Below are 25,166 nucleotides of genomic sequence, written 5' to 3'. Positions count from 1 at the left end.
AGGAGGACCGCGCTCAAGCCAATATTCTGTGCGCCCGCACCGTTGATCAGCAGCACGCCGGCGACTGCGGCGATGGCCACGAGCACGGGGCTCCAGAGGATACGAGGCTGGGTTGGAACAGAGGAATGACCGTGTGGGTACGACGTCATGGTTCGGTCCTTGAACAATATTGCTTGCAGGATGTTGGCGACTAACTGGTTATCTGCGAACTCGGATCCAACTTGAAGACCGGTCGTCCGGTTCCGCAGTCGGCAGCCTGCCAAAGGTGTGGCACTGTGCTACTTCAGATTAGACCCAGTCTGCGAAATGTCGAATCGGACTGACGAAGGTGACCACCGAGGTGAGCGAAACCGCTGGCAAGGGGATTCATCCCCGTTGGGGGCAAAGCTGCCCTCAAGTGCGTCAGGCAGTTTGCAGGGGGGCGCTTCGCGACCCAGCGGGGATGAATCCCCTCGCCACGGTCAGGGATTGAGCTAAATTACCGGCACGGAATTTTCGAACCTGCCATTACGAGCCCCCATGCCTGCCCAGCCACTCTGGAAAACCTACCTGCTGTTCCTGACCCCGATGGTCCTCTCCAATTTCCTGCAATCGATGTCCGGTACGTTCAACAGCATCTACATCGGCCAGATGCTCGGGACCCAGGCATTGGCGGCGGTGTCGGGCATGTTCCCCGTGCTGTTTTTCTTCATCGCGCTGGTGATCGGCCTGGGGGCGGGCGCCGGGGTGTTGATCGGGCAGGCCTATGGCGCCCAGGAAACCGGCAAGGTGAAGGCGATCGCCGGCGCGACGTTGCTGCTGGGGGCGATCATCGGGCTGGTGGCGGCGGTGCTTGGCAGCGTCTTCGCCCGCGATGCCTTGCACGGCCTGGGGACACCGGCGGATGTGCTGGACGATGCCGTGTCCTATGCCCGGGTCATGATGTGGATCCTGCCGATACTGCTGGTGTTCGTGCTGTTCACCCAGCTGTTGCGCGGGGTGAGCGATACGCTGTCGCCCCTGTTGGCCCTGCTGGTATCCACGGGTGTCGGCCTGGTGCTGACACCTGCGCTGATCCGCGGGTGGCTGGGGCTGCCGCAGATGGGAATCCAGAGCGCGGCCATGGCGGGCCTGGTGGGCACGACGGCGGCCATGGCAATGCTGGCCTGGCGCCTGACCCGTCGGCAGAACGTCCTGGCACCCGACCGGGCCCTGTTCGCGGCGATGCGCCTGGACAGGGCCATCCTCGCCAAGGTGTTGCGCATCGGCTTGCCCACCGGGTTACAGATGGTGGTGATCTCGTTGTCCGAGCTGGTGATCCTGGCGCTGGTCAATCGCCACGGGTCCGAGGCCACGGCGGCTTATGGCGCGGTGACGCAGATCGTCAATTACGTGCAGTTTCCGGCATTGTCGATTGCCATCACGGCTTCGATCCTCGGTGCCCAGGCCATTGGCGCCGGACGCCTGGAGCGCCTGGGGCCGATCCTGCGCACGGGTCTGATCATCAACCTCTGGCTGACCGGGGGACTGGTGCTGCTTGGCTACCTGCTGTCTCACTGGCTGCTGGGGCTGTTCATCACCGACCCGACGGCGCGGGTCCAGGCCGAACACCTGTTGCATATCATGCTTTGGAGCCTGCTGGTGTTCGGCTTCCAGGCGATCGTCGGCGGCATCATGCGCGCCGGCGGCACGGTGCTGCTGCCGGTGACGATTTCCATCTTCTGCATCGTGGGTGTGCAGGTGCCGGCGGCTTATCTGCTGGACGCATACTTCGGCCTGCAAGGGGTGTGGATGGCGTTTCCCGTGGCTTACCTGAGCATGCTGTTGTTGCAGACGCTGTATTACAAGCTGGTCTGGCTGCATCAGCCGATTGAGCGGTTGGTGTAATCAACCCGCCACCGGATCCCACAAGGGTTCGGTGCCTGGCGATGTTACAGTGGCCGTTACCCGTACCCGACACTCGACACCGAGGATTCGATGCCTGCCAGTCTTCCCTCCCGCGTTGCCTACCGCGCCTTCCTGTTCGACATGGATGGCACACTGCTCAATTCCATCGCCGCCGCCGAGCGGATCTGGACGCGCTGGGCCATGCGCCATGGCGTGGACGTGACCACGTTCCTGCCCACCATCCATGGCGTGCGCGCGGTCGATACCATTGCCCGCCAGCATTTACCGGGCGTGGATGCCGAGGCCGAGGCCGAGCAGATTACCCGGGAAGAAATCGACGATGTGGAAGGGGTGGTGCAAGTGCCCGGCGCGACGGCGTTCCTTCAGAGCCTGCCGCCAGATCGGTGGGCCATCGTCACCTCGGCGCCCATGGCCCTGGCTTTGCGCCGAATGGCGGCGGCTGGCATCCCGCGTCCTGACGTGATGGTCACCGCCGAGGACGTGAGCGATGGCAAGCCCAACCCTGCCTGCTATCGCCTGGCGGCCGAACGCCTGCAGGTGACGCCTCGGGAGTGCCTGGTGTTCGAAGACGCCGAAGCCGGTATCCGGGCAGGCGACGCCGCCGGGGCTGATGTGATGGTGGTGACGGCAACGCACACGCACCCCGTGGTCACCCTTCATCCGCGGATCAAGGATTACCTCGGGCTAGGCATTGAGGTGGATGAGGCCGGCCTGATGCGACTGCCTTCGATTCTGTGACCGCAGCAGCGCTTCGGTGGGAGCGAGTCGTTCACAGACACTGCAGCCCCCTGTGGGAGCGAGCCGGCTCGCTCCCACATTGGATCTGTGGTCCTCAGAGAACTCAGGTCACCACGCGGTAGCAGGGCACGTATTGCGCTCCGCCTGGCAGCTTCATCCGATGCTGGGCGACGAATGCCTTGAGCAGGCGGTCGAGGGGTTCCATGATGGCGGCGTCGCCGTGGATTTCGTAGGGCCCGTGTTCTTCGATCAGGCGAATGCCCTTGTCCTTGACGTTGCCGGCCACGATTCCCGAAAACGCGCGGCGCAGGTTGGCGGCCAGTTCATGCGCAGGCAGGTCGCGGCGCAGGCCCAGGCTGGCCATGTTGGCGTGGGTCGGATCGAAGGGGCGCTGGAAGCCTTCGTCGATCTTCAGCAGCCAGTTGAAGTGAAAGGCGTCGTTGCGCTCGCGACGGAACTGCTTCACGGCCTTGAGGCCCTGGGTCATCTGCCGGGCCACTTCGGCCGGGTCGTCGATGATGATCTGGTAGTGTTTCTGCGCCGCTTCGCCCAGGGTCGCGCCGACGAATGCATGCAGTTGGTCCAGGTAGGGCGCGGCGCTTTTCGGTCCGGTGAGGACCACCGGGAAGGGCAGGTCCTGGTTGGCCGGATGCATCAGGATGCCCAGCAGGTACAGGAACTCTTCCGCGGTACCGGCGCCGCCCGGGAAGATGATGATGCCGTGGCCCACACGTACGAAGGCTTCCAGGCGTTTCTCGATGTCCGGCAGGATCACCAGCTCATTGACGATCGGGTTCGGCGCCTCGGCGGCGATGATGCCCGGCTCCGTCAGGCCCAGGTAGCGGCCGCCATGGATGCGCTGCTTGGCGTGGGCGATGGTGGCGCCCTTCATCGGGCCCTTCATCACACCCGGGCCGCAGCCGGTGCAGATGTCCAGGCTGCGCAGGCCCAGCTCGTGGCCGACCTTCTTGGTGTATTTGTATTCCTCGGTGTTGATCGAGTGACCGCCCCAGCACACGACGATTTTCGGCTCGACGCCGGGACGCAGGGTGCGCGCGTTGCGCAGCAGGTGGAACACGTAGTCGCTGATGCCCTGGGAGGTGCTCAGGTCGATGCGCTGGCTGTCCAGTTCGTTCTCGGTGTAGACGATGTCGCGCAGGGCGCTGAACAGCATTTCCCGGGTGCTGGCGATCATTTCGCCGTCGACGAAGGCGTCGGCCGGGGCGTTCTGCAGTTCCAGGCGCACGCCCCGGTCCTGCTGGTGAATGCGGATCTCGAAGTCCTTGTAGGCTTCCAGGATGGTCTTGGCGTTATCGACATGGGCGCCGGTATTGAGGATGGCCAGGGCGCACTGGCGGAAGAGGGTATAGATACTGCCGGAACCGGCTTCGCTCAGTTGCTGGACTTCGCGCTGGGACAAGGTCTCCAGGCTGCCCTTGGGGCTTACCGAGGCATTGATTACATGTCTTTGAGTCATTCAGCTTTCCTTGAAAACGATGCCATGCACACAACGACGGCATCTTGTAAAAAACGTCCACGCAAGAAGATCGCACGATCCTTGCGCTATCGCCATGGACTTCGATCCGGATCCTTCGGGTCCGTTGCACTGCAAAATGAGCCCCAGCATAGCTAAATCGACCGGGCAGGCGATAATGCGGGACTCTTTTGATGCCGTACAAGGAAATTGCGCCGCGATGTTCGAGATCAAACCGTGGGATGCGGGGCTTTACCGAAAGCAGACCCGCCGCAGCACCCTCATCGTCGCCGTGACGTTCCTGGCGCTGGCGATGTTGCTGTCCAGCCTGGCCGTGATGCTGTTCGGTACCCCCGGGGGGGATAATTTTCGCTTCAATCTCGCAGGGGTCATTGCCGCCATGCTAGCGATGGCAGCGCTGATGCGCCTGTATTTCTGGTCGCAGCCGTGGATGGCCGCCGCGGTGTATGGCTGGCAGCTCAAGCGCAGCCTGATGAGCGTCACCAACATGATGCACCAGGTGACGGCCGGTGTGCAGGCCCGGGACCCGGCGGCCATGAAACTGCTGCGGTTCTATCACCTGGGGCTGGCCCAGATGCATCGGCTGGACGCCAACTCCAGCGCCCAGGGCTCACTGGCCCGGGAGGCCGACGAGCATCTGGCGCAGATGCAGGCGCTGGGCCTGGACACCGAACAGTCGCGCCTGGACCCGGCCTGGATCGAGGCGGTGAAACGCAGCTACAGCGAGCGCTGATTGACCCGCTGCGACAGCGCCTGTGCCGACTCCTTGCGTTCGGAGTAACGGTCCACCAGGTCCGGGCGATCACGCAGCAGCACGGTGAATCTCACCAGTTCCTCCATCACGTCCACCACCCGGTCATACAGGGCCGAGGGCTTCATGCGGTCCTGTTCGTCGAACTCCAGGAATGCCTTGGGCACCGATGACTGGTTGGGGATGGTGAACATGCGCATCCAGCGTCCCAGCACTCGTAGCTGGTTGACCGTATTGAACGACTGCGAGCCACCGGACACTTGCATCACCGCCAGCGTCTTGCCCTGGGTCGGACGCACGGCGCCCATGGCCAGGGGCACCCAGTCGATCTGCGCCTTGAACACCGCCGACATCGAACCATGCCGCTCCGGGGAGCACCACACCTGGCCTTCGGACCAGGTCATCAGCTCCAGCAGTTCCTGAACCTTGGGATGGCTGGTGGGAGCGTCATCGGGCAACGGCAGCCCCGAGGGATTGAAAATGCGTGTTTCGGCGCCGAAATGCTCCAGCAGGCGTGCCGCTTCCTGCACCAGCAGACGGCTGAACGAGCGCGGACGGGTGGAGCCGTAGAGCAGGAGGGTACGGGGCTTGTGAGGGCCATCGCTGGCGCCGGGGATAGGACGGGACAGCGCGGTATCGAGGTTGGGCAGGTGGTCGGTCATGGGAACTCCGGATCAGAAAGGTACCGATGCGAGCCTTCTCGGGCATAGTGAAGAACCCTCATCTGGCGGTCCCGATAGGCTAGAGGGCAGGTCGTGTCGAGTATATATGGATAATCGAATATATGAAGTTTCATATCTTTGGTCCCGTGTAGGACGGCCATGCCAGATGCCACCATTCGTCGGTTGCACAATCAGGAAAATCAAACCCGCGGCACCCAGCGTCTTTCTCATGAACAGTCATGCAAAGGAGAGACGACATGTCAGGACGAATGACGCACGGAACCTGGGCTGTGCTGTGGGCTGCGGCTGTGGGGCTTGTTGGTTGTGCCGGTGGCAACAGCCATTCGCCGGTGGATGTGCCAGGTGCCGCGAAGACACCGACCACCGCGATACTGGAGGCGGGGGCGGACATGCTGCAGGACAAACCTCCACTGCAGGCCCTGAACACCTACCTCGATGGCTTTCATTTCTATAACGGGCGGATGTCCGAGCAGATGGAGGCCCATCACTACTGCTCGGCGTTGAACGAAGAGGTGTTCCAGTGCGCCATCTTCGACGGCAATACGGTCGATGCCAAGCTGATGGGGGTGGAGTACATCATCAGCAAGCGTTTGTTCGAGGGCCTGCCGGCCAGTGAAAAACAGCTGTGGCATAGCCATGTGCACGAGGTGAAATCCGGGCAACTGGTGGCCCCGGGTATTGCTCAGGCAGCGGAGAACCGCCTGATGCAGAACCTGGTGAGTACCTACGGCAAGACCTGGCATACCTGGCATGGCAAGGACCTGCCTTACGGCGTGCCGCAATTGATGATGGGTTTCACCGCCGACGGCCAGATCGATCCGCAGCTCGTGCGCGAGCGTGACAGCCGAATGGGCCTGGACAGCGAGGCGAAAAAGCGCGCCCGGGCGGGCATCGTCGCTCCGGCGATAGACCCCGGCGCGGATGCCTGGCGCAATGGAAAGGTTTGGCAGATCGAGGGTCCCACGGGGGAACATGCCCATTAGATTCCGTAGGGGAAGTGTCGGATGGTCCCTCGGTGACTTTCGTTCAAAGTCTGAGCAGTAGGTTCTGCCTGAATATATTCCAGGCAGAACCTGCTACTTATGAATAGAAGGGACAGTGCCCAGAACGCACCAGCGACGAAAGTAATAAAGTTATATCGGAATTGTTAAGAAAACCGGAAGTTGCTCAGGGTTGTTTGAAATGTCCGGGCACGCCATGTTCTTCTTCGGTCGGCCTGGTTCTTTTCTGAACTTGGATATCACTGAGTTCGGCGCTTTTGAGTTCGCTGAAAGAAATCCGCAGCAGCGCTTCGGCTTCGTCGACGCTCAGGGTTTCGGAATCGGCCTCCAGCACCCGGCTGTCGGGTTGGCCGTTGGCGATGAAGCTGACGATGAATCGTTCGTGGTTGCCCATGCTGACCTCGGTAGTCAAGCGCCAGGGCGCAGCAGGACTGCGCCCCAACGGTTTTCCGGGTTACGATTTCCTGCCGCCGCCATGGCTGCGTTCGCCACCTTTCCTACCGGCTTCAGAGGCTTTTTCCCGGTCGTTGGCAAAGTTGCCGCCCGAAGCATGTCCGCCTTTCTTGCCGGCTTCGGATGCTTTCTCACGGTCGTTTGCGAAGTTACCTGGGTTTTTGTTTCCGCTATTAGCCATTTCGAGATTCCTCATTTTGGTTAAGCGAGTAACTGCCTCGCATAATTGGGAAAGGAAAGCGCCGTGGGAAGTTTAAAAAAAACGTTTCGCTGGCGACGAACGGTTATTAAAGTTATACAGCCGTTGCGCTTGGAAGTTGTACAGGATTGATTGTTTTTATATACGTGGCGATAAACATTGGAGATATCAATGTCCTGCGGCGGTTCAGTCATCGCCGCCACTGACTTTCCAATGCTTGGCCTCCACGGGGAATATCACCTGCTCGACCCGGTGCGCAATGCCGAAGGCCAGGGAGTTCTCTGCCGGAATGACTCGCTCCTCGGCGCACAGGCATTTGAAGATATCCAGTTGGGTGGCGGCGCCGGCGGTTTCCTTGACGTAGATTTCCACGTACCGCGCCACGTCGTTATCCAGGCTGGACAGGTATTCGCGCAGGCGCGAATGGTCCACCGATTTCTGACCGAAATACCAGTTCATGGGGTGGATCAGAAAGCGTGAGTGAGGCGTCGTGGTGCGGTCGCTGGCGGCCAGGTACATGACGATGCCCATCGATTCGATATTGCCGGCATTCACGGCGCGCACCGGCACGGGCAGGGACTTGATAAAGGTGTAGAGGGTAAAGCCGAAGTTGGTGCTGCCGCCGACGGTAGACAGGTTGAGCATCAGCGAGTCGGCGCCTTTTTCGATGGCTTCAAGGCAATTGTCCCGGAAGCGTTCCGTGGTTCCCTGATCGATCTGGCAATGAAAATGGACAATGTGTTCGGACATCTCAAACTCCTGTCGACTTCATTCGTTGAAGTGTCGGCGGATCGTGGCGCCGTACAATTGGGAGTCCGCTGGCTGTCGGATGTTCCTCTTTTTGTAGCGGGCCACTCAAGGCCTTTCCAGGGCTTGGCCGCTTCGGTCAGCAGGCGCTGGCGGCTTGCTGCACGCGCTGCAGATACATTGCCAGGGCGGCTTCCTCTTCGCTCAGGCCCTTGCGAGCACGGGGTCTGGGCAAGTCCCTCAAGGCGCCGAGCAGGAAACCTTCCAGCACGGCAGGGTGGATATAGCATTTACGACAGACGGTCGGCGTGTTGCCCAGTTGCCGGGCGACCTGCCTGACCATCTCGGCGACGTGCCGCTTGGCCTCGGTCTCGGTTTCCCAGCTCAGCGCCCGCAACCCGGCCAGCGCCGCCGCGCTGCCGGCCCAGGTGCGGTAGTCCTTGGCGGTGAAATCGGCGCCGGTGAGGGTCTTGAGCCAGGCGTTGATATCGGAAGAGCTGATGGAGTGGCGCTCGCCGTTTTCGTCCAGGTACTGGAACAGGTTCTGGCCCGGCATTTCCTGGCAGCGCTTGATGATCCGCGCCAGGCGACGGTCCTTTACGGTGATCTGGTGTTCGACGCCGCTTTTGCCTCGGAACTGGAAGGCGATGGCGCTGCCGTTGACCTCGACATGCTTGCTGCGCAGGGTGGTCAGGCCATAGGAACGGTTGTCCCGGGCGTACTGGGTGTTGCCGACGCGGATCAGCGTTACGTCCAGCAGGGTAATGACCGTGGCCATGACCTTGTCGCGGCTGAAGCCGGGTGTCGCCAGGATCGCCTCCAGGCGTTTGCGCAGGCGGGGCAGGGTGCGTCCGAACTCCAGCATCCGGGAATATTTGTCCGCATCGCGCACTTCGCGCCAGCGGGCATGGTAGCGGTACTGCTTGCGCCCGCGAGCATCGCGACCGGTCGCCTGGAGATGGCCGCGCGGGTCGGGGCAGATCCACACATCGGTGTAGGCCGGCGGCACCGCCAGGGCATTGAGACGCTGGATCTCGGCGGCGTCCGTGATGCGTTGGCCCTGGGGATCGAAATAACAGAACTTGCCCCGCAGTTTTCGGCGGGTGATGCCCGGCGTGGTGGTGTCGTCGACATAATGCAGGTCGGCCGGCAAAGCGGGTGGCAGGGTGTCGGGCATGAAGGAAATCCTTGGCGAATCCGGTGGCCTGTGAAGTCATTGACCGCAGCTCGTTGCGGTCGTGCCAGAATTCTGATGCCCCCGCCCCGCTGAAATTCCCGGCCTAGGCCAGTACCGCTACCGCCTTGATCTGGGCCCACAGTTGTTGCCCGGGATGCAGCTGCAACTGGTCGCGAGAGTAACGCGTGATGCGCGCCAGCAATGGCGTGCCGGCGGCTTCCAGGCGAATGAGCACATGGGCGGCGTTGTCGGCGGCCAGTTCGCTGACCACTGTGACCGGCAGGCGGTTGAGGATGCTGGTCTGGGTATCGTTGGCCAGGCTGAGGCTCACATCCCGGGCCTGAACCTTGAAGCGCAGCGCCTGGCCCGGGGCCAGCGGCGTGTGGGCCACGCGAACGTCCAGCTGGCTGTCGGGCAGGGTCAGACTGAGCAGTTGATAGTCGGCATCGTAGCCGCTGACTTCGCCCTGGATCACCACGCCGGCGTCATCCCCCAGGGCCAGAGGCAGGTCGAGCCGCGCCAGGGTTTCGCCGATGGGCCCGCTGGCCAGGGCACGACCGGCGTCCAGCAACACGATATGGTCGGCCAGACGCGCGACTTCGTCCTGGGAATGGCTGACATACAGCAGCGGGATGTCCAGTTCGTCATGAAGCCTTTGCAGATAAGGCAGGATCTCGTTCTTGCGCCGGCTATCGAGCGAGGCCAGAGGCTCATCCATCAGCAACAGGCGTGGGCTGGTCAGCAAGGCCCGGGCGATGCCCACCCGCTGGCGTTCGCCTCCGGACAAGTGCTGCGGGCGCCGATCCAGCAGGTGCCCGATGCCCAGCAGTTCGGTCGCCTGGTCCATGCCCACCTTGCGCTGTGCCGGCGCGATCCGCTTGAGGCCGAACGTCAGGTTGGCCCTTACAGACAGATGGGCGAACAGGCTGGCCTCCTGGAACACATACCCCAGCGCCCGTTGATGGGGCGGCACGAACACGCCGCGATCGGTGTCTTGCCAGACCTGGCCATTGACCTCGATAAAGCCCCGTGCCGGCCGCTCCAGCCCTGCGATGCAACGCAGGCAGGTGGTCTTGCCGGAACCGGACTGACCGTACAGCGCCGTCACGCCACGGCCCGGCAACTGCACATCCAGATCGAAGGAAAAGTCCCCGCGGTCGAGCTGAAAACGCGCTTGAATCATCGATCAGCTCCAGCCGGTCCGGGCTCTGCGACTGGAATACAGCGCCAGCAGCACAACGAAAGAGAACACCAGCATCGCCGCCGCCAGCCAGTGAGCCTGGGCGTACTCCAAGGCTTCGACATGGTCGTAGATCTGCACTGACACCACCCGGGTCTTTTCCGGAATGTTGCCGCCGATCATCAGCACCACGCCGAATTCGCCTACAGTGTGGGCGAAACCGAGAATGGCGGCGGTGATGAAGCCCGGCCGGGCCAGGGGCAGGATGACGCTGAAGAAGGTATCCCAGGGGCCGGCGCGCAGGGTGGCGGCGACCTCCAGCGGACGGCTGCCGATGGCGGCGAAGGCATTTTGTAGCGGTTGCACCACGAACGGCATGGAATAGATCACCGAACCGATCACCAGCCCGGTGAAGCTGAAGGTGAAGGTGCCCAGGCCGAGGGCCTGGGTGAGCTGGCCAAGCCAGCCATTCGGCCCCATCGCCAGCAATAGATAGAAGCCGATGACCGTGGGGGGCAGCACCAGCGGCAGGGCCACCACGGCTCCCACCGGTCCGCGTAGCCAGGAACGGGTACGCGATAGCCACAAAGCGATGGGCGTGCCGATGAGCAGCAGGATCACCGTGGTCACTGAGGCCAGTTGGAGGGTCAGCCAGATGGCGGCGTAGTCGGCATTGTCCAGTGGCATTTAGCGTTGATAACCGTAGGCCTGGAGGATGGCGGCGGCTTGCGGCCCCTTGAGATAGTCCATCAAGGCCGTGGCGGCAGGGTTGTCCCGGCCCTTGCCGAGGATGACCGCGTCCTGCTTGATGGGATCATGCAACCGGGCCGGAACGATCCATGCCGAACCGCTGGTGAGCTTGCCGTCCTTGTAGACCTGGGACAAGGCCACGAAGCCGAGCTCGGCGTTGCCGGTGGACACGAACTGGTAGGCCTGGGTGATGTTCTGGCCTTCGACGATCTTGTCCTTGACCTGCGTGGCCAGCCCCAGCCTGTCCAGCACCTGGGTCGCAGCCAGGCCGTAGGGCGCGGCTTTCGGGTTGGCGATGGACAGGTGCCGGAAAGCGTTGTCCTTGAGGGCCTGGCCGTTGTCATCGACATAGCCGGTCCTGGCCGACCACAGGGCCAGTGTTCCGATGGCGTAGGTGAAGCGCGAGCCCTTGACCGTGTCGCCTTCGGTTTCGAGCCTGGCCGGGGCGCTGTCGTCGGCGGCGAGGAAAACTTCGAACGGTGCGCCGTTCTTGATCTGGGTGTAGAACTGCCCGGTGGCGCCGTAGGCCGCGACCACCTTATGGCCGGTGGCTTTCTCGAAGTCGGCGGCGATGGCCTGGAGCGGCGCGGTGAAATTGGACGCCACCGCCACCTGCACCTCGGCCGCCTCGACGGTAGCAACGGTGCAGAGCGTGGTGAGCAGCAGCGCTGCAAGGTGGTTCAGGTGCATGGAGATGGCTCCGTAGGGGCAGGTTCGCTATTTCGCTATATAGCGGAATATATAGCGAACGGCTGGCAAACGGAACGCGGCATATTGTCGGGATCAGCGGCAGCGAGGATGCAAGGGCTGCCGCTCTCGTGAACAGTCGGCCACCAGCCGCTTCAGGCCCGGCCCCTGGCACTGAGCAACGCTAGTGCTTCCTCGGCCAGGCGCCGGGTCAGTTCGGCGCTTGGCAACTCGCGCCCCATGGGAAACGCCTGGCCGGCCCAGAGGTTGCTGAAGTCTGCTTCATCCTTGGCGCGCAGCGGCATCAACGCGCCGCCCGCCAGGGGAAAGGCCGGTGCCATCGGGCTCATCGGGCCCACTTCACGCATGACCCGGTTGACGATGCCCCGGGCCGGACGACCGGTGAACAGGTTGGTGACGGCGGTCTGGCTTTCCCTGGCCGTGCGCAGCGCACGGTGATGGGAGGCGCTGATCTTGGCCTCGGGTGTGAACAGGTAGGCGCTGCCCAGTTGCACTGCCGAGGCGCCCAGGGCGAACGCCGCGACGATCCCCCGGGCATCGCCGATACCGCCCGTTGCGATCACCGGTACCTTCACCGCATCCACCACCTGGGGCAACAGGGCGAACAGCCCGACCTGGGTATTGAGATCGTCACTGAGGAACATGCCGCGATGGCCGCCGGCCTCGTAGCCCATGGCGATGATTGCGTCACACCCGTGCTGTTCCAGCCAGATGGCTTCCTCGACGGTGGTCGCCGAAGAGAGGATTTTCGCGCCGGTGGCCTTTACCCGGTCCAGCAGGGATTTTTCCGGCAGGCCGAAGTGGAAGCTGACCACCTTGGGCCGCATTTCTTCCAGCACCCGGCAGGCTGCATCATCGAACGGCGTGCGGTTGGAAACAGGCGTCGGCGCCGCGAAATCGGCGCCCAGTTCCTCGTAGTAAGGCTTGAGTCGCTGCTTCCAGGCCTCGGCCCGCTGCTCATCGAACTGCGGTGGCTGGTGACAGAAAAAATTCACGTTGAACGGCTTGTCGGTCTGTTCGCCGATGGTGGTCAAGGCCTGGCGCAGTTGCTCGACATCCAGCATCGCCGCCGGCATCGAACCCAGCCCACCGGCATTGCAGGTGGCGACCACCATGGCCGGTCCGGTCACGCCGGCCAGCGGCCCCTGGATGATGGGCAGCTCGATACCGAGCAGGTCAAGGATGCGCGTGTCTGGCCATGAGTTCATGTGCGGGGCTCCGGTGGCGGAAGGAAACAGCCTTTTAGCAGGTGCGGCCCGGCCAGGGCCAGTCGAGTTTTTCAATCGAAGACGGCCGCTTGATCCTTGGAGAGGGCGGGTTACCATGCCTGCTTCACCGAAAAGGGAGCCTTAACCATGGACGTAAAACTCAAGGTCGTCGAACCGTTCACCGTGGCCGGTTTGCAGGTGCACACCCGCAACGCCGATGAGGAACGACCCGATACGGCGCGGATCGGCCCGATGTGGCAGCAATTTTTCAACGAGGGGTTGTTCGACAGGATCCCGGCCAGGCTGTCGGAGTCGTTCGTCTATGGGGTGTATTCCAACTACGAGTCAGACGCGACCGGGTATTTCGATGTGACGGCCGGCGTACAGGTCGACGCCACGAGTGCCGGTTTTCCCGCCGTGGCGATCGAGGGCGGTGACTACCTGGTGTTTTCCGCCCAGGGACCCATGCCCGACTGCGTGATCCAGACCTGGGGGCTGATCTGGGCGTACTTCGCGGACAATCCGCAGACGCTGCGTCGTTTCGCCACCGATTTCGAGGTGTATAGCGGCCCCGATTCGGTGGCGATCTACATCGGTGTTCAGTCCCCGGCCGAGCGCTCCAGCGCCAGCAACTGACGCTTGCGTTCCACGCCCCAGCGATAGCCCGACAGGTCGCCGTCGCTGCGCACCACCCGGTGGCAAGGGATCGCCACCGCCAGGCTGTTGGCGCCACAGGCCTGGGCCACGGCGCGTACGGCCTTGGGGTGGCCGATGCGCTGGGCGATCTCGGCGTAGCTGGCGGTACTGCCCACCGGGATGTCCCGCAAGGCTTGCCAGACCCGTTCCTGGAACGCCGTACCGCGCAGGTCCAGCGGCAAGTCCAGGCCCAGGGCCGGGGCTTCGACGAAGCCCACCACCTGCGCGACCAACTGCTCGAACGCCCGGTCGGCACCGATGAGGTTGGCGCGGCGGAACTTGTCCTGCAGATCCCGCACCAGCGCGTCGGGGTCGTCCCCCAACAGGATCGCGCACACGCCACGTTCACTTTGCGCCACCAGGATCGAGCCAAGGGAGCATTGGCCGACGGCGAAACGGATGTCGGTGTTCTGCCCGGCGGCGCGGTAGTCGGTGGGCTTCATGCCCAGGACCTTGTCGGCGGCTTCATAAAAGCGGCTGTTGGAATTGAAACCGGCGTCGTACAGCGCTTCGGTGATACTGCCGCCCTCGGCCAGGCGTTCGCGTACCTTGCGTGAACGGTGAGCGGCGGCATACGCCTTGGGGGTCAGGCCGGTCACGGCCTTGAAGACCCGATGAAAGTGAAAGGGGCTCAGGCCTGCGCCGTGTGCCAGTTCGTTCAGGCCAGGCAGTTCTTCGGCCTGCTCGATCTGTCGGCAGGCGGCCGCGACCCTGGCCGCTTGCTGGGCGGCAATCTGGGTCTGGTCCCTGGCCAGGCGCTTGCTGGGACGGTAACCGGCGGCCTGGGCCTGTTCCGGCGTGTCGAAGAATTCTACGTTACGTGGATTGGGCAGGCGCGACAGGCTGCTGGGGTGGCAATAGATGCCGGTGGTTTTCACGCCATAGACAAATTGCCCGTCGGCGCGCGGATCCCGGGCGAGCACGGCGGCCCAGCGTGGGTCCAGTTCAGGGGCGAGGGTATTGGAAGTGTCGTTCATGGTCGGTATGTCCATTGGCCCGTTTTGCCTACGGTAGCGAGCCTGTGATCGGGCGACACTCCGGGTCTTGCGGTTGAATTGCGCACCTTCATCCGGCGGTGCGGAACGTCAGGTTGATGCGCTGGGCGCCCAGGCGCGGATGCTCTCCAGCCTTGAGCGGCAATACGCCGTGGTAACGCAACCGGTCCACGCCACCCCAGACCACGATATCGCCATGGAACAGGGGGATGCGCAGGCTCCTGTCGCTGCGTTCGAACCCGCCGAACTGGAACATCGCCGGCAAGCCCAGGGACATCGAGACGATGGGGGCGGTCAGGGAGCGCTCGTTCTTGTCTTGATGCAACGACATCCGCGCGCCGGGTACGTAGCGGTTGATCAGGCAGGAGTCCGGCTCGAAATGTTCGAACCCTGCCTGCCGGGCGGCGGCCTGGGCCAGTTCGCGAAACGCCGCTGGCATGTCGGGCCAGGGGTGGCCGGTCTGTGGATCAGTGGCGCTGTAGCGGTAGCCGCTGCGGTCGGTGGTCCAGCCCAGGGCGCCACAACTGCTCAAGGCCACTGACATGGTAAAGCCGCCGGGCGTGACCATCTGCCGGAACGGCGCGGCCTGCAGGATCGCTTCCAGGGCCGGCAGCAAGCGGTCGAGCCAGGGCAGGGCAAAGCCACGCAGCACGAACGATTGCTCGCCGATCCGCTCGACCTGACCGGGTGTTGTCGGTGTCTGGCCGGCGAACAGGTCCAGCGTGATCGGGGTATCGTCATTGCGCATCATGAAAAATGATTCCCAAGGTGTGTCGCCTGCCGTCGTTCACGCGGCTGACGCCATGGCGCATGTTCACCCGATAATACCCGCGAACGCCCTTGATGGGCCGCTGATGCACGGCGAACACCACCGCATCGCCCTGTTTCAGATCGATGACCTGGGGGCGCGATTGCATACGCGGGCGTTGTTCGGTCAGCACGAACTCGCCGCCGGTAAAGTCCTGGCCCGGTGCCGACAGCAGGATCGCCACCTGCAACGGGAACACCTGCTCGCCGTACAGGTCCTGGTGCAGGCAGTTGTAGTCCTGCGGGCCGTATTGCAGCAACAGCGGGGTAGGTCGCAGCTGTCCGGCGGCATGGCAGCGCTGGATGAAATCGGCATGCCGGTCGGGGTATCGCGCTTCGATGCCCATGCAGGCATTCCAGCGGTTCGCCAGGGGCACCAGCCTCGGATACAACGCCTCACGCAGTTGCTGGACGAGGTCGGGCAACGGATAGCGGAAATACTGATATTCACCGCGTCCGAAACCGTGGCGGGCCATGATCACTTTTGAGCGAAAGCGCCCGGGTTCAGCATAGAGGCTGCTCAGCAATCGACATTGCGGGACGGATAACAGGTTGCGAATGATTGTGCTGCCGTCCTGGTCGAGACTGCGCTCAAGAGATGGCCAGTCAGCAATGCGCAGAGTGGGGGGCGGCGAGAAGTGGGGGATGGGGGAATCGAACATAATGATTAACCAGAGCGCAAAGGATTGTAAGTCTGGTGGACGATCTTAAGGCGGACACTCCGCAGCTTGCGGTTGAATCTGTGACCGCACCTGTCGTCTCTGACAGTATCCGGCGTGATTGCGCAGTGCTCAAATGTCCAGAGTCAGTGGTCATGATTCTTCATGACCTCCCCGTCCTGAGGCATAACATGATGAGCCGGAAAACCTTCATCCATCCACCAGGTATGCTCAGATTTACCTCTGACTTTCAATTGAAACTGTATGATCTGAGCATTGAAAATCCAACAGCGTCTCTGGAACGGCTTCGTGAGCCCACGATATTCTTGGGCAATAATCCCGCCTCGGTGGAAGAGGTGCGGGATGTGCCACCCTGGGGTACTTATTTGCCCGCAGAGAATATATATTCGGACGCTTACATTGAAATGCAGATAGAAACGGGCGATCTGCCGAAGACCGCACGGGTGAGCGTTCAATGGCGCGCAGTAGATGACCCTGGTGATAATGTTTCTACAACTCCTGTTGGAATCATCTGGCCTGAAAGGCTGCATATCGTTATTCCGAATGAAACGCTCCGTATCTTCGAGGGGCGTCAAGTCAACGTCAGCTATACGGTACATTTGGATAACGCAGACATCACATTCTTACCGTATCGCTTGGTGAATGTGACCAAGCGCCTTGTTTATTCTCATCCGGTTATCGAGGGCGTGACAGATGAAGGCCTGGATGTGTCTGCATATCCACATGGGCTGACAGTCAATCTTGCTGCTATAGAAAATGGCCAGCCTTATCAAAGGATCGGTTGTTCCTGGGGGATCTTTCGAATGGACGGCGATTTATTGATTCCTTTGTACGACCTACAGCAATCTATTCCGTACGAAGCCGGTACCAAGTATCAATACGCCATTCCGCCCGAGGCCTATACCGGGTTTCCCCATGATGCCTTTTGCATGTGTTTTTGCTCATTAAGGCTTGTTCCCTATCTATCCATATACGGATGGGGGCTCGGTGGGCGCACGTTTCCTCTTATCACAGGGAAGGGGTCTATGTAGGACTGATCGAAGGCTTGGTCAATTCTGTGAACTGTTTCTGGGTCATGCCGGTCGTTCTTCTGGCAGGCGTCACCTGGGGGCAGGGAGGTGTTCTCGAAGAAGCGGCGTACGATATCCTGATCGCCAATTATCGGCCTGAAGGCCATTTATCCGATATCTTGGGATGGCCTGATACGTGGTATCGGGCCAGGCGTGGCCATGTCGATGACAAGTATGGATATGTAAAAAATCTGGCTGGCACAACGGGGGTCGAACTTAAGAGTACCCATTACCCTGCCGTACAGCATGTTGCAGCCCGTGCAGATATGCCGGTAAACATTGACGTTGCCGCAGAGCAGGGGAGCAAAAGCGACGGTGCGTGACTAGATAGGACCCTCGTTTCATTCGGACTGATGGGTTCCGTTTCTCGTCAGCCGACCAGGCCGTTCGTCTTGTCCTCTGCTTACCTGTCAGTACTGACAGTAGCCAGCCCTTTTGCATCGGCGCTCTCATATCTCCACGCCTTGACGCGTCATTTATGAGGACCTCGATCATGCCCCCTTCATCGACACCCGCCGACCAGACCGTCCTTCTGGAAAAACCCGACCTGCCGCGCGCCACTCGCCCCGTGGTGGGGGGCGATTTCGGGGTGCCCAAGCATATCTATGACCAGGAGCCCGCGGGCTGCAAGGTTCTGGTGTTGCCCTATACGAATCAGACAGGTGGGGAGAACGTCTCGATCAACCTCAATGGCGAGACGAACATCGACAACCGGGACACGCTGGGCATCGACGACACGGTGGAGCTCTACATACCGAATGGAAAATTGCTGCCCGGCATGGTCAATCGACTGACCTACACCGTGAGGCGCCTCAGCGGTATCCCCGAAACCTCTGACCCTCCCGTGGAGATTCTGTATAACCAGATCCGCCCTGGTAACGAGGATCGCTCCCCCGGCGATGGTGCGCATTCCGAGCTGGAATTGATCCTGCCGGATGAAATCAAGAACGGCATAGGGCCGGGGTTCTCCCGGGCGACGGTGTGCGTGAGCTACCCCTATTGCCGGGCGCACGACCGCATCCGGCTCAATTGCAACGGCAAGGATGTGATGCGTACCGTGCTGGAAAGCGAGGCTCCTGCGCCGCCGGACCACGGCTCGGCAACGCCTACCACGATCTGCTTCGATGTCACCAGCGCCGACCTGGGCGAGGACCATCCCGAGTTCATGTTTTCCTTCACGGTCACCGACCAGTTGGGCAACTCGCCGGACCTTGACTCGCCCTTTTCGGCAGTACAGATCGTGGACGTGGACCAGGCCGGTCTTCGACTGCCGGTGCCGATCCCGCGGGAAATCGCCAGCGACGGAACCGACGATCCCAGCACCATCGACCTCGACAAGCTGGGCACCAACCCGCTGTTGTTGATCATCTTGACCGGTGACTCACGCTTCCTGCCGGGGGATACGATCGAGGCGACCTACGTCGCGAAGGTGGCAGGCCAGCCGAATGTCACCCACAGCGAGACGGGAACGGTCGAGACCGATGGCTTGGGGCAGAAACAGGCCTGTGTGCTGGAGATTCCCAACGACAAGGTTATTTCGGGCAGCACGGTAGAAATGTCCTACAAGCTGTTCAGGGGCACGACGCTGGTCGGTACCTCAAAAACGGCCCATGCGACCGTGATCGGAGCGGCGCAGAACCTGCTACCTCCTTCGGTGAAAGAGGCTATTGGAGGACAGATCCATCTTATTGGTGTGCCCAACGGCGCCACTGTGCAGATTCCGATTGAAGCGGCCCTCAAGGAGGGTGACTCCGGCTTGGTGCGTTGGGTTGGTCTGCCTGGCGCTGGCAGTATTGAGGTGCCCTTCAGCGTCGTGGCTGGCGATGAGGGAAAGATCAAGGAGATAACTGTTCCGCGTTCGGTGGTGGAGGCAAACGTCAATCGGTCCATTACGCTGGACTACCTGCTGCAGCGCCGAGGTAGCGGGTCAGCGGTGCCTTCCGAGTCGGCGGTCTACGATATAAGGCAACAGGCAGGGTCTGGGCGACTGCTGGTCCTGGGTGCGCGCATAAAATCTTCGGAGACGTGGTGGGGAGGAAATTCAGCTTGTCTGACGGCTATGGATGCTACGACGCTGCAGCCTCTGGAAGCGATATGGCAATACGAAGGTGACACCAACGAGACCTCAGGGAACTGCTTCGAGGATACCCAAGCGTGGCGATTGCTGTTGGTTCGCATAGCTGATGACCAGATTAGAATCAATCCGGCCAATTTCTGTGGCAGTGCTCATCTTAATGTGAACTCACCTACCACCGCTTTATCCGCCTTCGCAGCGCGTCGCAATAATGGCAGCGTGGTTGCATGGGGCGCTCTCGAATATGGCGGCGATGTACCAGCTACCATCAGGACGCTTACCGACATCGTCGAAATGGGCCGGACCGCAGCCGCAATCTCGGCCCGACGCGCGAATGGCTCCGTGGTCGCGTGGGGCTATCCTGCCTGGGGAGGCGCGGTATCGCAGGACATCGGAGGTCTGAAAAACATCGTGAGGGTGCATGGAAATGCGTTCGCGTTTGCGGCACTTCTTAATAGCCATCAAGTGGTGGCTTGGGGAGACATGGCCAAGGGAGGTACGGTATCGAGAGAGGTAGCGAGCTTGGACGACATCATTGAGGTGATCGGAGGTCAAGTCGCATTTGCAGCGCGGCGTGCCAATGGACAGGTCGTGGCCTGGGGCCAGGCGGGGCATCCGTCCAGCAAAGTACCAGACGCAATTGCGGGCCTTTCCAACATCGAAAAAGTGGTTGCCAATCAGTTCGCATTTACAGCACGTCTGCGCACAGGAAACATAGTTGCTTGGGGCGACGTGACTCGGGGTGGCGATGTGCCGAGCACGATACAAACCCTCACCGATATCGTTGAAGTTGTCGCTAGCTCCGAAGCATTTGTGGCACGGCGTGCCAATGGCCACGTCGTGGCTTGGGGGAATACCGCTTACGGAAGCTCCGTACCGATACCAATCGCGGACCTCGGCGATATCGTCGAAGTGGCGGGCTCCAACAGCGCATTTGCGGCGAGGCGCGCCAACGGCCGGGTTGTTGCTTGGGGGAACGTAACTTGGGGGGGAAATGTACCCGTAGAAATCAGGGGAATCGACGATATCGTGCAATTGAGTTCAACCGGCGGAGCATTCGCGGCCTTGCGCAGCAATGGCAGTGTGGTTGCTTGGGGACACCAAGCGTGTGGTGGTGATACGCGCGCAGTGGCGGGGCAACTGACCAATGTCCGCGCAGTCTATGCCAATGCCCAGGCATTTGCGGCACTGACAGCGGATGGACGGGTAGTTACCTGGGGACTGGCTGCCGCCGGGGGAAACCTAGGGGCAGCAGCCGGTGAACTACGGGGCCACATTTCCTACCTTGCAACCCCGGCATCGCGCGCCGCTGCGCTGAAGACTCAACAGCAACCGTGACGTATGAGTGAATGAAAGGAGGCAAAAGGAGGTGCGTTTGGAAATGAATCCTGTGGAAGCTAGAAAACAGTCTCTCACAGACTCAGCTTAGCCCGAACCACCTCCAGGCCAACTCTTCACCGTGGTGAACGGCATCGATACCGAATGCCTGCTCGCCAACCTCAGCGAAACCCTGGCCTCGGCCGATGCCATGATCAGCGACCTGGCCTTCGAACTGGAAGGTTCGCGCCGGCATGTGGCGTTGGGCATCCAGCAGTTGATCGAACTGGGCGGGTTGCTGGCGAACCAGGCGCTGGATAACGGCAACCTGCGCTGAACGACCGTCCCACCCATGGCGAGGGAGCTTGCTCCCGCCGGGCTGCGAAGCAGGCCCCCTCGGTGGGGCGGTCGCTGCGCAACCGAGCGGGAGCAGGCTGCCACGAAACCAGCTCGCCGCTCGTCTTAAACCTGCTCTCACCTGTCAGTACTGACAGTAGCCAGCCCTTACACATCGGCGCTCTCATATCTCCACGCCTTGACGCGTCATTTATGAGGACCTCGATCATGCCCCCTTCATCGACACCCGCCGACCAGACCGTGCTTCTGGAGAAACCCGACCTGCCGCGCGCCACTCGCCCTGTGGTGGGTGGAGATTTCGGGGTGCCCAAGCATATCTATGACCAGGAGCCCGCAGGCTGCAAGGTCGCGGTGTTGCCTTATACAAACCAGACAGGCGGGGAGAATGTCTCGATCAACCTCAATGGCGAGACGAACATCGACAACCGGAACACGCTGGGCACCGACGACACGGTGGAGCTGTACATTCCCCATGGAAAACTATTGGCCAACGCAGTCAATCGACTGACCTACACCATAAGGCGCCTCAGCGGTGTCGTTGAAACCTCCGATCCTCCTGCGGAGATTCTGTATAACCAGATCCGCCCTGGTAACGAGGATCGCTCGCCCGGCGATGGTGCGCATTCCGAGCTGGAATTGATCCTGCCGGATGAAATCAAGAACGGCATAGGGCCGGGTTTCACCCGGGCGACGGTGTGTGTGAGTTACCCCTATTGCCGGGCGCACGACCGCATCCGGCTCAATTGCAACGGCAAGGATGTGATTCGTACCGTACTGGAAAGCGAGGCTCCTGCGCCGCCGGACCACGGCTCGGCAACGCCTACCACGATCTGCTTCGATGTCACCAGCGCCGACCTGGGCGAGGACCATCCCGAGTTCATGTTTTCCTTCACGGTCACCGACCAGTTGGGCAACTCGCCGGACCTTGACTCGCCCTTTTCGGCAGTACAGATCGTGGACGTGGACCAGGCCGGTCTTCGACTGCCGGTGCCGATCCCGCGGGAAATGGCCAGCGACGGAACCGACGATCCCAGCACCATCGACCTCGACAAGCTGGGCACCAACCCGCTGCTGTTGATTGTCTTGACCGGTGACTCACGTTTCCTGCCGGGGGATATGATCGAGGCGACCTACGTCGCGAAGGTGGCAGGCCAGCCTAATATCACCTACAGCGACACGGGAACGGTCGAAACCGATGGTTTTGGGCAGAAACAGGCCTGTGTGCTGGAGATTCCCAACGACAAGGTTATTCCGGACAGCACGGTAGAAATGTCCTACAAGCTGTTCAGGGGCGCGACGCTGATAGGTTCCTCAAAAACGGCCCATGCGACCGTGATCGGGCAAGGTGCGCCGGAGATAGAGCCTGTGATCACTCGGATAGAGGACTCCAGGGGTGAGGAGATAGTGGAGGGAGGAATCACCGTCGATACCACGGTCAAACTCTTCGGAACTGCCCTTTAAGCAATCAACCCTGCAAACAGGGGCTGGACGGGCTGCCGTAACCGGGATCGACGGGTCCCCGTCATTGCCCTGCCACGAAAGCCCGAGCCCTTCACAATGCCTTACTGACCTTGACGTCAGTAATCTCATCGTTGGCCTGGCCGTGCTGCGCCTGCAGCACGGCCCGGGCTTCTTCCTCGGTTCCGGTTTCCAGTTGCGCGAATTCGAAACGGCGCTCGCCATTGAGCTTGTACTTGATGACGTATTTGGTCGTCTGGTCCACGGTTTTACCTGCAGTTGAAGTGTGGGCGATATTCAGCTCAGTTTGGAGCTGGAGCGCCGGATGATCTTGATCTTGTGGGTCAGGTTCGGCTTGCGCGTGACGCTGATGGCCCGGCGGCTGACGGTGTCGATGGTGATGTTCCAGAAACCGGTGCTCGGGGCGGTGATTTTCGCGGGGAATTTATCGAACGCGCCGCCATGGTAAGTGTGCCGCCCACCATTCTTGAAACTGCGGAAATTGGCGTCGCTCATCAGGCGGATGTTGCACATTTGGGAGCATTCGATGACAACAATGTCGTCTTCGTTGAGGTGCTCGCGCTGGTGGATGAATTTCATGGGCGCCTCCAGAAGGGCTTTTCTACACGATCAAAACGGCAGGGGGCTGCGATAGGCGGGCAGTTTACCAGCACCGGCGACCAATAACCGACCCACGCCGGGGCTTTGTTCGTATGATGCAGTGGCGTGGAACAAAAAAAGCGTCGTGCGCCGGAGAAAAACACCGTTTGCATTGTCGGAGGGTCTTTATCGGAGGATTGATATGAAGCGTTGCGTGTGGGTGTTGGCATTGGCCTTGGGTGGATGTGCATCGGTATCGGACATCAACCAGACGCCGCCCACCATGAGCTTCATCTCCGGCAAGAAGCCCCATGAGTACGCTCGCTGTGTTGCCGACAGGCTGGCCGACAGCCGCGGGGCACTGCAGATGGAGCCTCACAAGAACGGCGTGCGGTTGATCGTCCCAGGCAAACTGTCGTCTCTTCCGGCTGCGGTGTTCGACATCGAGGAGCGTTCCAGCGGCAGTGGCATCAAGCTGCACGAAAGCCTGTCCAATGTGCCGGTGCGCCCGGGTGATGTTCAGGACGCGGCCAACGCCTGCATTTCCGGTTGAGCCAGACGTTTTTTTCCATCAGCGGCTGATTCGGTCATTTCTTGCGGCGGCTGCGGGCTGGAGCCTGTTCACGTTCCTTGGCCGCCGGGGCAGGGCGTTCGTCCTGGAAAACCGCCGCCACTTCCACCGCCATCGTCTTGCTGGGCAAGGGGCCGGCGACCTGTTCGCCGTGGTAGTTGACTATCCACCATTGCCCGTCCTTGTCCTGGGTGACTGAATAACCGTTTGCGTTTCGTGGTGCCGACATCTGCTGGCCTCGTTGGCGGAATCGAGGACGCATGATACGTCAAATGCACGCAAACGGTGCCCGGGACGCTTAATGGACACCGTTGAACCCCGGAAACGAAAGGCGATTGAACTATCCGCCGGTTTATTTCTCTATGATGGCATCGGTTAGCCAGTGCAGGCATTGTAAGGTGCCTACAGCCTGATTAGACTGCGCCGAATTTCGTCGTACACACCGCCTTTACAAGGATTCATATGATCAAGAAATGCTTGTTCCCAGCAGCCGGTTACGGTACTCGCTTCCTGCCAGCGACTAAAGCCATGCCCAAAGAAATGCTGCCGGTGGTGAACAAGCCACTGATCCAGTACGGTGTCGAAGAAGCCCTCGATGCGGGCCTGAATGAAATCTCCATCGTGACTGGCCGTGGCAAGCGTGCCCTGGAAGACCATTTCGACATCAGCTACGAGCTGGAAAACCAGATCAAGGGCACCGACAAGGAGAAATACCTGGTCGGCATCCGCAAGCTGCTGGACGAGTGTTCGTTCTCCTACACCCGCCAGACCGAAATGAAGGGCCTGGGCCACGCCATCCTGACCGGTCGTCCGCTGATCGGCGACGAACCCTTTGCCGTGGTGCTGGCGGACGACTTGTGCGTCAACCTGGAAGGCGACGGTGTTCTGACCCAGATGGTCAAGCTGTACAAGCAGTTCCGCTGCTCCATCGTGGCGATCCAGGAAGTCGATCCGCAGGAGACCAACAAGTACGGTGTGATCGCCGGCGAGATGATTCGCGACGACATCTACCGCGTCCACAGCATGGTTGAAAAGCCAAAGCCTGAAGATGCCCCGTCGAACCTGGCCATCATCGGTCGCTACATCCTGACCCCGGATATCTTCGACCTGATCGAACAGACCGAGCCAGGCAAGGGCGGCGAAATCCAGATCACCGACGCCCTGATGAAGCAGGCCCAGAACGGCTGCGTCATGGCCTACAAGTTCAAGGGCCGTCGTTTCGACTGTGGTGGCGCCGAAGGCTATATCGACGCGACCAACTTCTGCTTCGAGAACTTCTACAAGACCGGCAAGGCCTACTGATAGCCACCGTGCCTTGAAAAAACGCCCCGACTGGTTCGGGGCGTTTTTATATGTGCAAAAAATATTCTGCTTTCCTCCACAAATTCGCGAGGGGATTTATCCCCGTTGGGCTGCACGGCAGGCCCACTGCTGACCACTCAATCGAGTTCACATGCCGAGTTTCGATGGGGGAGTGCCGCTGCACAGCCCGGCGGTGATAAATCTCCTCGCCACAAGAGCCGCGCTCGGCTTTGTCTTCTTGAGTCAACTCTCACTGGTTTTT

Annotated in this window: 27 protein-coding genes and 1 pseudogene; 12 read left to right on the top strand and 16 right to left on the bottom strand. The window is 61.1% G+C overall.

The genetic code is table 11. From position 1 onward, the window contains the following. The first annotated feature begins 519 nt into the window (after positions 1 to 519). Both AC1M7R_RS01035 and AC1M7R_RS01030 read left to right on the top strand, forming a co-directional pair. Positions 520 to 1,866, top strand: coding sequence for an MATE family efflux transporter (locus tag AC1M7R_RS01035; protein ID WP_072399078.1), 1,347 nt, complete (start codon positions 520 to 522; stop codon positions 1,864 to 1,866). Between the two features lie 90 nt (positions 1,867 to 1,956). Further along, positions 1,957 to 2,625 (top strand): HAD-IA family hydrolase, encoded by a 669-nt coding sequence (locus tag AC1M7R_RS01030; RefSeq protein ID WP_490610165.1) that lies wholly within the window; start codon positions 1,957 to 1,959, stop codon positions 2,623 to 2,625. Positions 2,626 to 2,728: 103 nt separating this feature from the next. On the opposite strand, the gene ppnN is transcribed toward AC1M7R_RS01030, so the two are convergent. Further along, positions 2,729 to 4,102, bottom strand: a complete 1,374-nt coding sequence (ppnN, locus tag AC1M7R_RS01025; protein WP_072399074.1) for a nucleotide 5'-monophosphate nucleosidase PpnN — start codon at positions 4,100 to 4,102, stop codon at positions 2,729 to 2,731. A gap of 217 nt (positions 4,103 to 4,319) precedes the next feature. Here ppnN and AC1M7R_RS01020 point away from each other — a divergent pair, with 217 nt between their 5' ends. After that, positions 4,320 to 4,853, top strand: coding sequence for a DUF3087 family protein (locus AC1M7R_RS01020; protein ID WP_072399072.1), 534 nt, complete (start codon positions 4,320 to 4,322; stop codon positions 4,851 to 4,853). Here AC1M7R_RS01020 and arsH read toward each other — a convergent pair. Continuing rightward, complete coding sequence (gene arsH, locus AC1M7R_RS01015) at positions 4,838 to 5,533, bottom strand: arsenical resistance protein ArsH (RefSeq protein ID WP_490610164.1); 696 nt, start codon at positions 5,531 to 5,533, stop codon at positions 4,838 to 4,840. The genes AC1M7R_RS01020 and arsH overlap by 16 nt on opposite strands. Before the next feature lie 257 nt (positions 5,534 to 5,790). On the opposite strand from arsH, the gene AC1M7R_RS01010 reads away from it, so the two are divergent. Further along, the gene (locus AC1M7R_RS01010; RefSeq protein WP_072399068.1) at positions 5,791 to 6,537 is read left to right on the top strand and encodes an OBAP family protein; all 747 of its coding nucleotides are present in this window, start codon (positions 5,791 to 5,793) and stop codon (positions 6,535 to 6,537) included. 184 nt (positions 6,538 to 6,721) lie between these two features. Here AC1M7R_RS01010 and AC1M7R_RS01005 read toward each other — a convergent pair whose 3' ends face one another. The 8 genes from AC1M7R_RS01005 to AC1M7R_RS00970 form a co-directional block, all read right to left on the bottom strand. After that, the gene (locus AC1M7R_RS01005; RefSeq protein WP_072399066.1) at positions 6,722 to 6,949 is read right to left on the bottom strand and encodes a hypothetical protein; all 228 of its coding nucleotides are present in this window, start codon (positions 6,947 to 6,949) and stop codon (positions 6,722 to 6,724) included. A 60-nt stretch (positions 6,950 to 7,009) separates the two neighbouring features. Then, positions 7,010 to 7,189 carry a con-10 family general stress protein gene (locus AC1M7R_RS01000; RefSeq protein ID WP_003182983.1) on the bottom strand — a complete coding sequence of 60 codons (180 nt, stop codon included), beginning with the start codon at positions 7,187 to 7,189 and terminating at the stop codon, positions 7,010 to 7,012. A 204-nt stretch (positions 7,190 to 7,393) separates the two neighbouring features. Further along, on the bottom strand, positions 7,394 to 7,957 hold the full coding sequence (locus tag AC1M7R_RS00995; protein WP_072399064.1) for an ATP-dependent Clp protease proteolytic subunit: 564 nt from the start codon (positions 7,955 to 7,957) through the stop codon (positions 7,394 to 7,396). A gap of 136 nt (positions 7,958 to 8,093) precedes the next feature. Beyond that, the gene (locus AC1M7R_RS00990) at positions 8,094 to 9,131 is read right to left on the bottom strand and encodes a DNA topoisomerase IB (protein WP_072399062.1); all 1,038 of its coding nucleotides are present in this window, start codon (positions 9,129 to 9,131) and stop codon (positions 8,094 to 8,096) included. A gap of 103 nt (positions 9,132 to 9,234) precedes the next feature. After that, entirely contained in the window at positions 9,235 to 10,314 is a 1,080-nt protein-coding gene (modC, locus tag AC1M7R_RS00985; RefSeq protein WP_076406840.1) for a molybdenum ABC transporter ATP-binding protein, read from the bottom strand. A gap of 3 nt (positions 10,315 to 10,317) precedes the next feature. After that, the gene (modB, locus tag AC1M7R_RS00980; RefSeq protein WP_072399059.1) at positions 10,318 to 10,998 is read right to left on the bottom strand and encodes a molybdate ABC transporter permease subunit; all 681 of its coding nucleotides are present in this window, start codon (positions 10,996 to 10,998) and stop codon (positions 10,318 to 10,320) included. Then, on the bottom strand, positions 10,999 to 11,751 hold the full coding sequence (modA, locus tag AC1M7R_RS00975; protein ID WP_092179961.1) for a molybdate ABC transporter substrate-binding protein: 753 nt from the start codon (positions 11,749 to 11,751) through the stop codon (positions 10,999 to 11,001). 152 nt (positions 11,752 to 11,903) lie between these two features. Continuing rightward, positions 11,904 to 12,977 (bottom strand): NAD(P)H-dependent flavin oxidoreductase, encoded by a 1,074-nt coding sequence (locus tag AC1M7R_RS00970; protein ID WP_072399055.1) that lies wholly within the window; start codon positions 12,975 to 12,977, stop codon positions 11,904 to 11,906. A gap of 147 nt (positions 12,978 to 13,124) precedes the next feature. Here AC1M7R_RS00970 and AC1M7R_RS00965 point away from each other — a divergent pair, with 147 nt between their 5' ends. Continuing rightward, positions 13,125 to 13,613 (top strand): GyrI-like domain-containing protein, encoded by a 489-nt coding sequence (locus AC1M7R_RS00965; protein ID WP_072399053.1) that lies wholly within the window; start codon positions 13,125 to 13,127, stop codon positions 13,611 to 13,613. Here the strand turns inward: AC1M7R_RS00965 and ada are convergent. From ada to AC1M7R_RS00950, 3 genes are all read right to left on the bottom strand, one after another. Further along, positions 13,577 to 14,650: a bifunctional DNA-binding transcriptional regulator/O6-methylguanine-DNA methyltransferase Ada gene (gene ada, locus AC1M7R_RS00960; protein ID WP_072430592.1), complete on the bottom strand. Its 1,074-nt coding sequence runs from the start codon at positions 14,648 to 14,650 to the stop codon at positions 13,577 to 13,579. The genes AC1M7R_RS00965 and ada overlap by 37 nt on opposite strands. Before the next feature lie 88 nt (positions 14,651 to 14,738). Further along, positions 14,739 to 15,419, bottom strand: coding sequence for a DNA oxidative demethylase AlkB (gene alkB / locus AC1M7R_RS00955; protein WP_371128584.1), 681 nt, complete (start codon positions 15,417 to 15,419; stop codon positions 14,739 to 14,741). Continuing rightward, positions 15,406 to 16,137, bottom strand: coding sequence for a 2OG-Fe(II) oxygenase (locus tag AC1M7R_RS00950; RefSeq protein ID WP_076406843.1), 732 nt, complete (start codon positions 16,135 to 16,137; stop codon positions 15,406 to 15,408). Before AC1M7R_RS00950 ends, alkB begins: the two co-directional genes overlap by 14 nt. A 35-nt stretch (positions 16,138 to 16,172) precedes the next feature. Between AC1M7R_RS00950 and AC1M7R_RS00945 the strand changes: the two genes are divergently transcribed. From AC1M7R_RS00945 to AC1M7R_RS00925, 5 genes and pseudogenes are all read left to right on the top strand, one after another. Continuing rightward, complete coding sequence (locus tag AC1M7R_RS00945) at positions 16,173 to 17,186, top strand: hypothetical protein (RefSeq protein ID WP_076406844.1); 1,014 nt, start codon at positions 16,173 to 16,175, stop codon at positions 17,184 to 17,186. Between the two features lie 44 nt (positions 17,187 to 17,230). Next, positions 17,231 to 17,548, top strand: a complete 318-nt coding sequence (locus AC1M7R_RS00940) for a hypothetical protein (RefSeq protein WP_072430589.1) — start codon at positions 17,231 to 17,233, stop codon at positions 17,546 to 17,548. Between the two features lie 170 nt (positions 17,549 to 17,718). After that, positions 17,719 to 20,637 (top strand): RCC1 domain-containing protein, encoded by a 2,919-nt coding sequence (locus AC1M7R_RS00935; protein WP_490610163.1) that lies wholly within the window; start codon positions 17,719 to 17,721, stop codon positions 20,635 to 20,637. A gap of 100 nt (positions 20,638 to 20,737) precedes the next feature. Continuing rightward, positions 20,738 to 20,953, top strand: a pseudogene (locus AC1M7R_RS00930) (DUF6124 family protein); the annotation flags it as partial. 227 nt (positions 20,954 to 21,180) lie between these two features. Then, positions 21,181 to 22,434, top strand: coding sequence for a hypothetical protein (locus AC1M7R_RS00925; RefSeq protein ID WP_490610162.1), 1,254 nt, complete (start codon positions 21,181 to 21,183; stop codon positions 22,432 to 22,434). A 91-nt stretch (positions 22,435 to 22,525) separates the two neighbouring features. On the opposite strand, the gene AC1M7R_RS00920 is transcribed toward AC1M7R_RS00925, so the two are convergent. Beyond that, positions 22,526 to 22,696 (bottom strand): hypothetical protein, encoded by a 171-nt coding sequence (locus AC1M7R_RS00920; RefSeq protein ID WP_092182102.1) that lies wholly within the window; start codon positions 22,694 to 22,696, stop codon positions 22,526 to 22,528. 32 nt (positions 22,697 to 22,728) lie between these two features. Next, a complete protein-coding gene (locus AC1M7R_RS00915) occupies positions 22,729 to 23,031 on the bottom strand; it encodes a DUF1883 domain-containing protein (protein ID WP_072459631.1) in 303 nt (100 codons plus the stop codon). A 202-nt stretch (positions 23,032 to 23,233) separates the two neighbouring features. On the opposite strand from AC1M7R_RS00915, the gene AC1M7R_RS00910 reads away from it, so the two are divergent. Then, complete coding sequence (locus AC1M7R_RS00910; RefSeq protein ID WP_072399039.1) at positions 23,234 to 23,584, top strand: hypothetical protein; 351 nt, start codon at positions 23,234 to 23,236, stop codon at positions 23,582 to 23,584. A gap of 34 nt (positions 23,585 to 23,618) precedes the next feature. On the opposite strand, the gene AC1M7R_RS00905 is transcribed toward AC1M7R_RS00910, so the two are convergent. After that, complete coding sequence (locus AC1M7R_RS00905; RefSeq protein ID WP_072399038.1) at positions 23,619 to 23,831, bottom strand: hypothetical protein; 213 nt, start codon at positions 23,829 to 23,831, stop codon at positions 23,619 to 23,621. 233 nt (positions 23,832 to 24,064) lie between these two features. On the opposite strand from AC1M7R_RS00905, the gene galU reads away from it, so the two are divergent. Further along, the gene (galU, locus tag AC1M7R_RS00900; RefSeq protein WP_072399037.1) at positions 24,065 to 24,904 is read left to right on the top strand and encodes a UTP--glucose-1-phosphate uridylyltransferase GalU; all 840 of its coding nucleotides are present in this window, start codon (positions 24,065 to 24,067) and stop codon (positions 24,902 to 24,904) included. The last annotated feature ends 262 nt before the right edge of the window (positions 24,905 to 25,166 follow it).

It is taken from the genome of Pseudomonas sp. MS01C9, from assembly GCF_058202755.1.
This window is presented reverse-complemented; position numbering and strand designations above follow the sequence as displayed.

Excerpts from the sequence above, each read along its gene's own strand:
- ada (WP_072430592.1), bottom strand. The coding sequence starts at position 14,650 with ATGAACGACACTTCCAATACCCTCGCCCCTGAACTGGACCCACGCTGG.
- galU (WP_072399037.1), top strand. The coding sequence starts at position 24,065 with ATGATCAAGAAATGCTTGTTCCCAGCAGCCGGTTACGGTACTCGCTTC.
- AC1M7R_RS01020 (WP_072399072.1), top strand. The coding sequence starts at position 4,320 with ATGTTCGAGATCAAACCGTGGGATGCGGGGCTTTACCGAAAGCAGACC.
- AC1M7R_RS00950 (WP_076406843.1), bottom strand. The coding sequence starts at position 16,137 with ATGTTCGATTCCCCCATCCCCCACTTCTCGCCGCCCCCCACTCTGCGC.
- AC1M7R_RS00905 (WP_072399038.1), bottom strand. The coding sequence starts at position 23,831 with ATGTCGGCACCACGAAACGCAAACGGTTATTCAGTCACCCAGGACAAG.
- modA (WP_092179961.1), bottom strand. The coding sequence starts at position 11,751 with ATGCACCTGAACCACCTTGCAGCGCTGCTGCTCACCACGCTCTGCACC.
- AC1M7R_RS01010 (WP_072399068.1), top strand. The coding sequence starts at position 5,791 with ATGTCAGGACGAATGACGCACGGAACCTGGGCTGTGCTGTGGGCTGCG.
- modC (WP_076406840.1), bottom strand. The coding sequence starts at position 10,314 with ATGATTCAAGCGCGTTTTCAGCTCGACCGCGGGGACTTTTCCTTCGAT.
- AC1M7R_RS00965 (WP_072399053.1), top strand. The coding sequence starts at position 13,125 with ATGGACGTAAAACTCAAGGTCGTCGAACCGTTCACCGTGGCCGGTTTG.
- alkB (WP_371128584.1), bottom strand. The coding sequence starts at position 15,419 with ATGATGCGCAATGACGATACCCCGATCACGCTGGACCTGTTCGCCGGC.
- ppnN (WP_072399074.1), bottom strand. The coding sequence starts at position 4,102 with ATGACTCAAAGACATGTAATCAATGCCTCGGTAAGCCCCAAGGGCAGC.
- AC1M7R_RS00940 (WP_072430589.1), top strand. The coding sequence starts at position 17,231 with ATGCCGGTCGTTCTTCTGGCAGGCGTCACCTGGGGGCAGGGAGGTGTT.
- arsH (WP_490610164.1), bottom strand. The coding sequence starts at position 5,533 with ATGACCGACCACCTGCCCAACCTCGATACCGCGCTGTCCCGTCCTATC.
- modB (WP_072399059.1), bottom strand. The coding sequence starts at position 10,998 with ATGCCACTGGACAATGCCGACTACGCCGCCATCTGGCTGACCCTCCAA.
- AC1M7R_RS00935 (WP_490610163.1), top strand. The coding sequence starts at position 17,719 with ATGCCCCCTTCATCGACACCCGCCGACCAGACCGTCCTTCTGGAAAAA.
- AC1M7R_RS00925 (WP_490610162.1), top strand. The coding sequence starts at position 21,181 with ATGCCCCCTTCATCGACACCCGCCGACCAGACCGTGCTTCTGGAGAAA.
- AC1M7R_RS00970 (WP_072399055.1), bottom strand. The coding sequence starts at position 12,977 with ATGAACTCATGGCCAGACACGCGCATCCTTGACCTGCTCGGTATCGAG.
- AC1M7R_RS01000 (WP_003182983.1), bottom strand. The coding sequence starts at position 7,189 with ATGGCTAATAGCGGAAACAAAAACCCAGGTAACTTCGCAAACGACCGT.
- AC1M7R_RS00995 (WP_072399064.1), bottom strand. The coding sequence starts at position 7,957 with ATGTCCGAACACATTGTCCATTTTCATTGCCAGATCGATCAGGGAACC.
- AC1M7R_RS00910 (WP_072399039.1), top strand. The coding sequence starts at position 23,234 with ATGAAGCGTTGCGTGTGGGTGTTGGCATTGGCCTTGGGTGGATGTGCA.
- AC1M7R_RS01035 (WP_072399078.1), top strand. The coding sequence starts at position 520 with ATGCCTGCCCAGCCACTCTGGAAAACCTACCTGCTGTTCCTGACCCCG.
- AC1M7R_RS01030 (WP_490610165.1), top strand. The coding sequence starts at position 1,957 with ATGCCTGCCAGTCTTCCCTCCCGCGTTGCCTACCGCGCCTTCCTGTTC.
- AC1M7R_RS00915 (WP_072459631.1), bottom strand. The coding sequence starts at position 23,031 with ATGAAATTCATCCACCAGCGCGAGCACCTCAACGAAGACGACATTGTT.
- AC1M7R_RS01005 (WP_072399066.1), bottom strand. The coding sequence starts at position 6,949 with ATGGGCAACCACGAACGATTCATCGTCAGCTTCATCGCCAACGGCCAA.
- AC1M7R_RS00990 (WP_072399062.1), bottom strand. The coding sequence starts at position 9,131 with ATGCCCGACACCCTGCCACCCGCTTTGCCGGCCGACCTGCATTATGTC.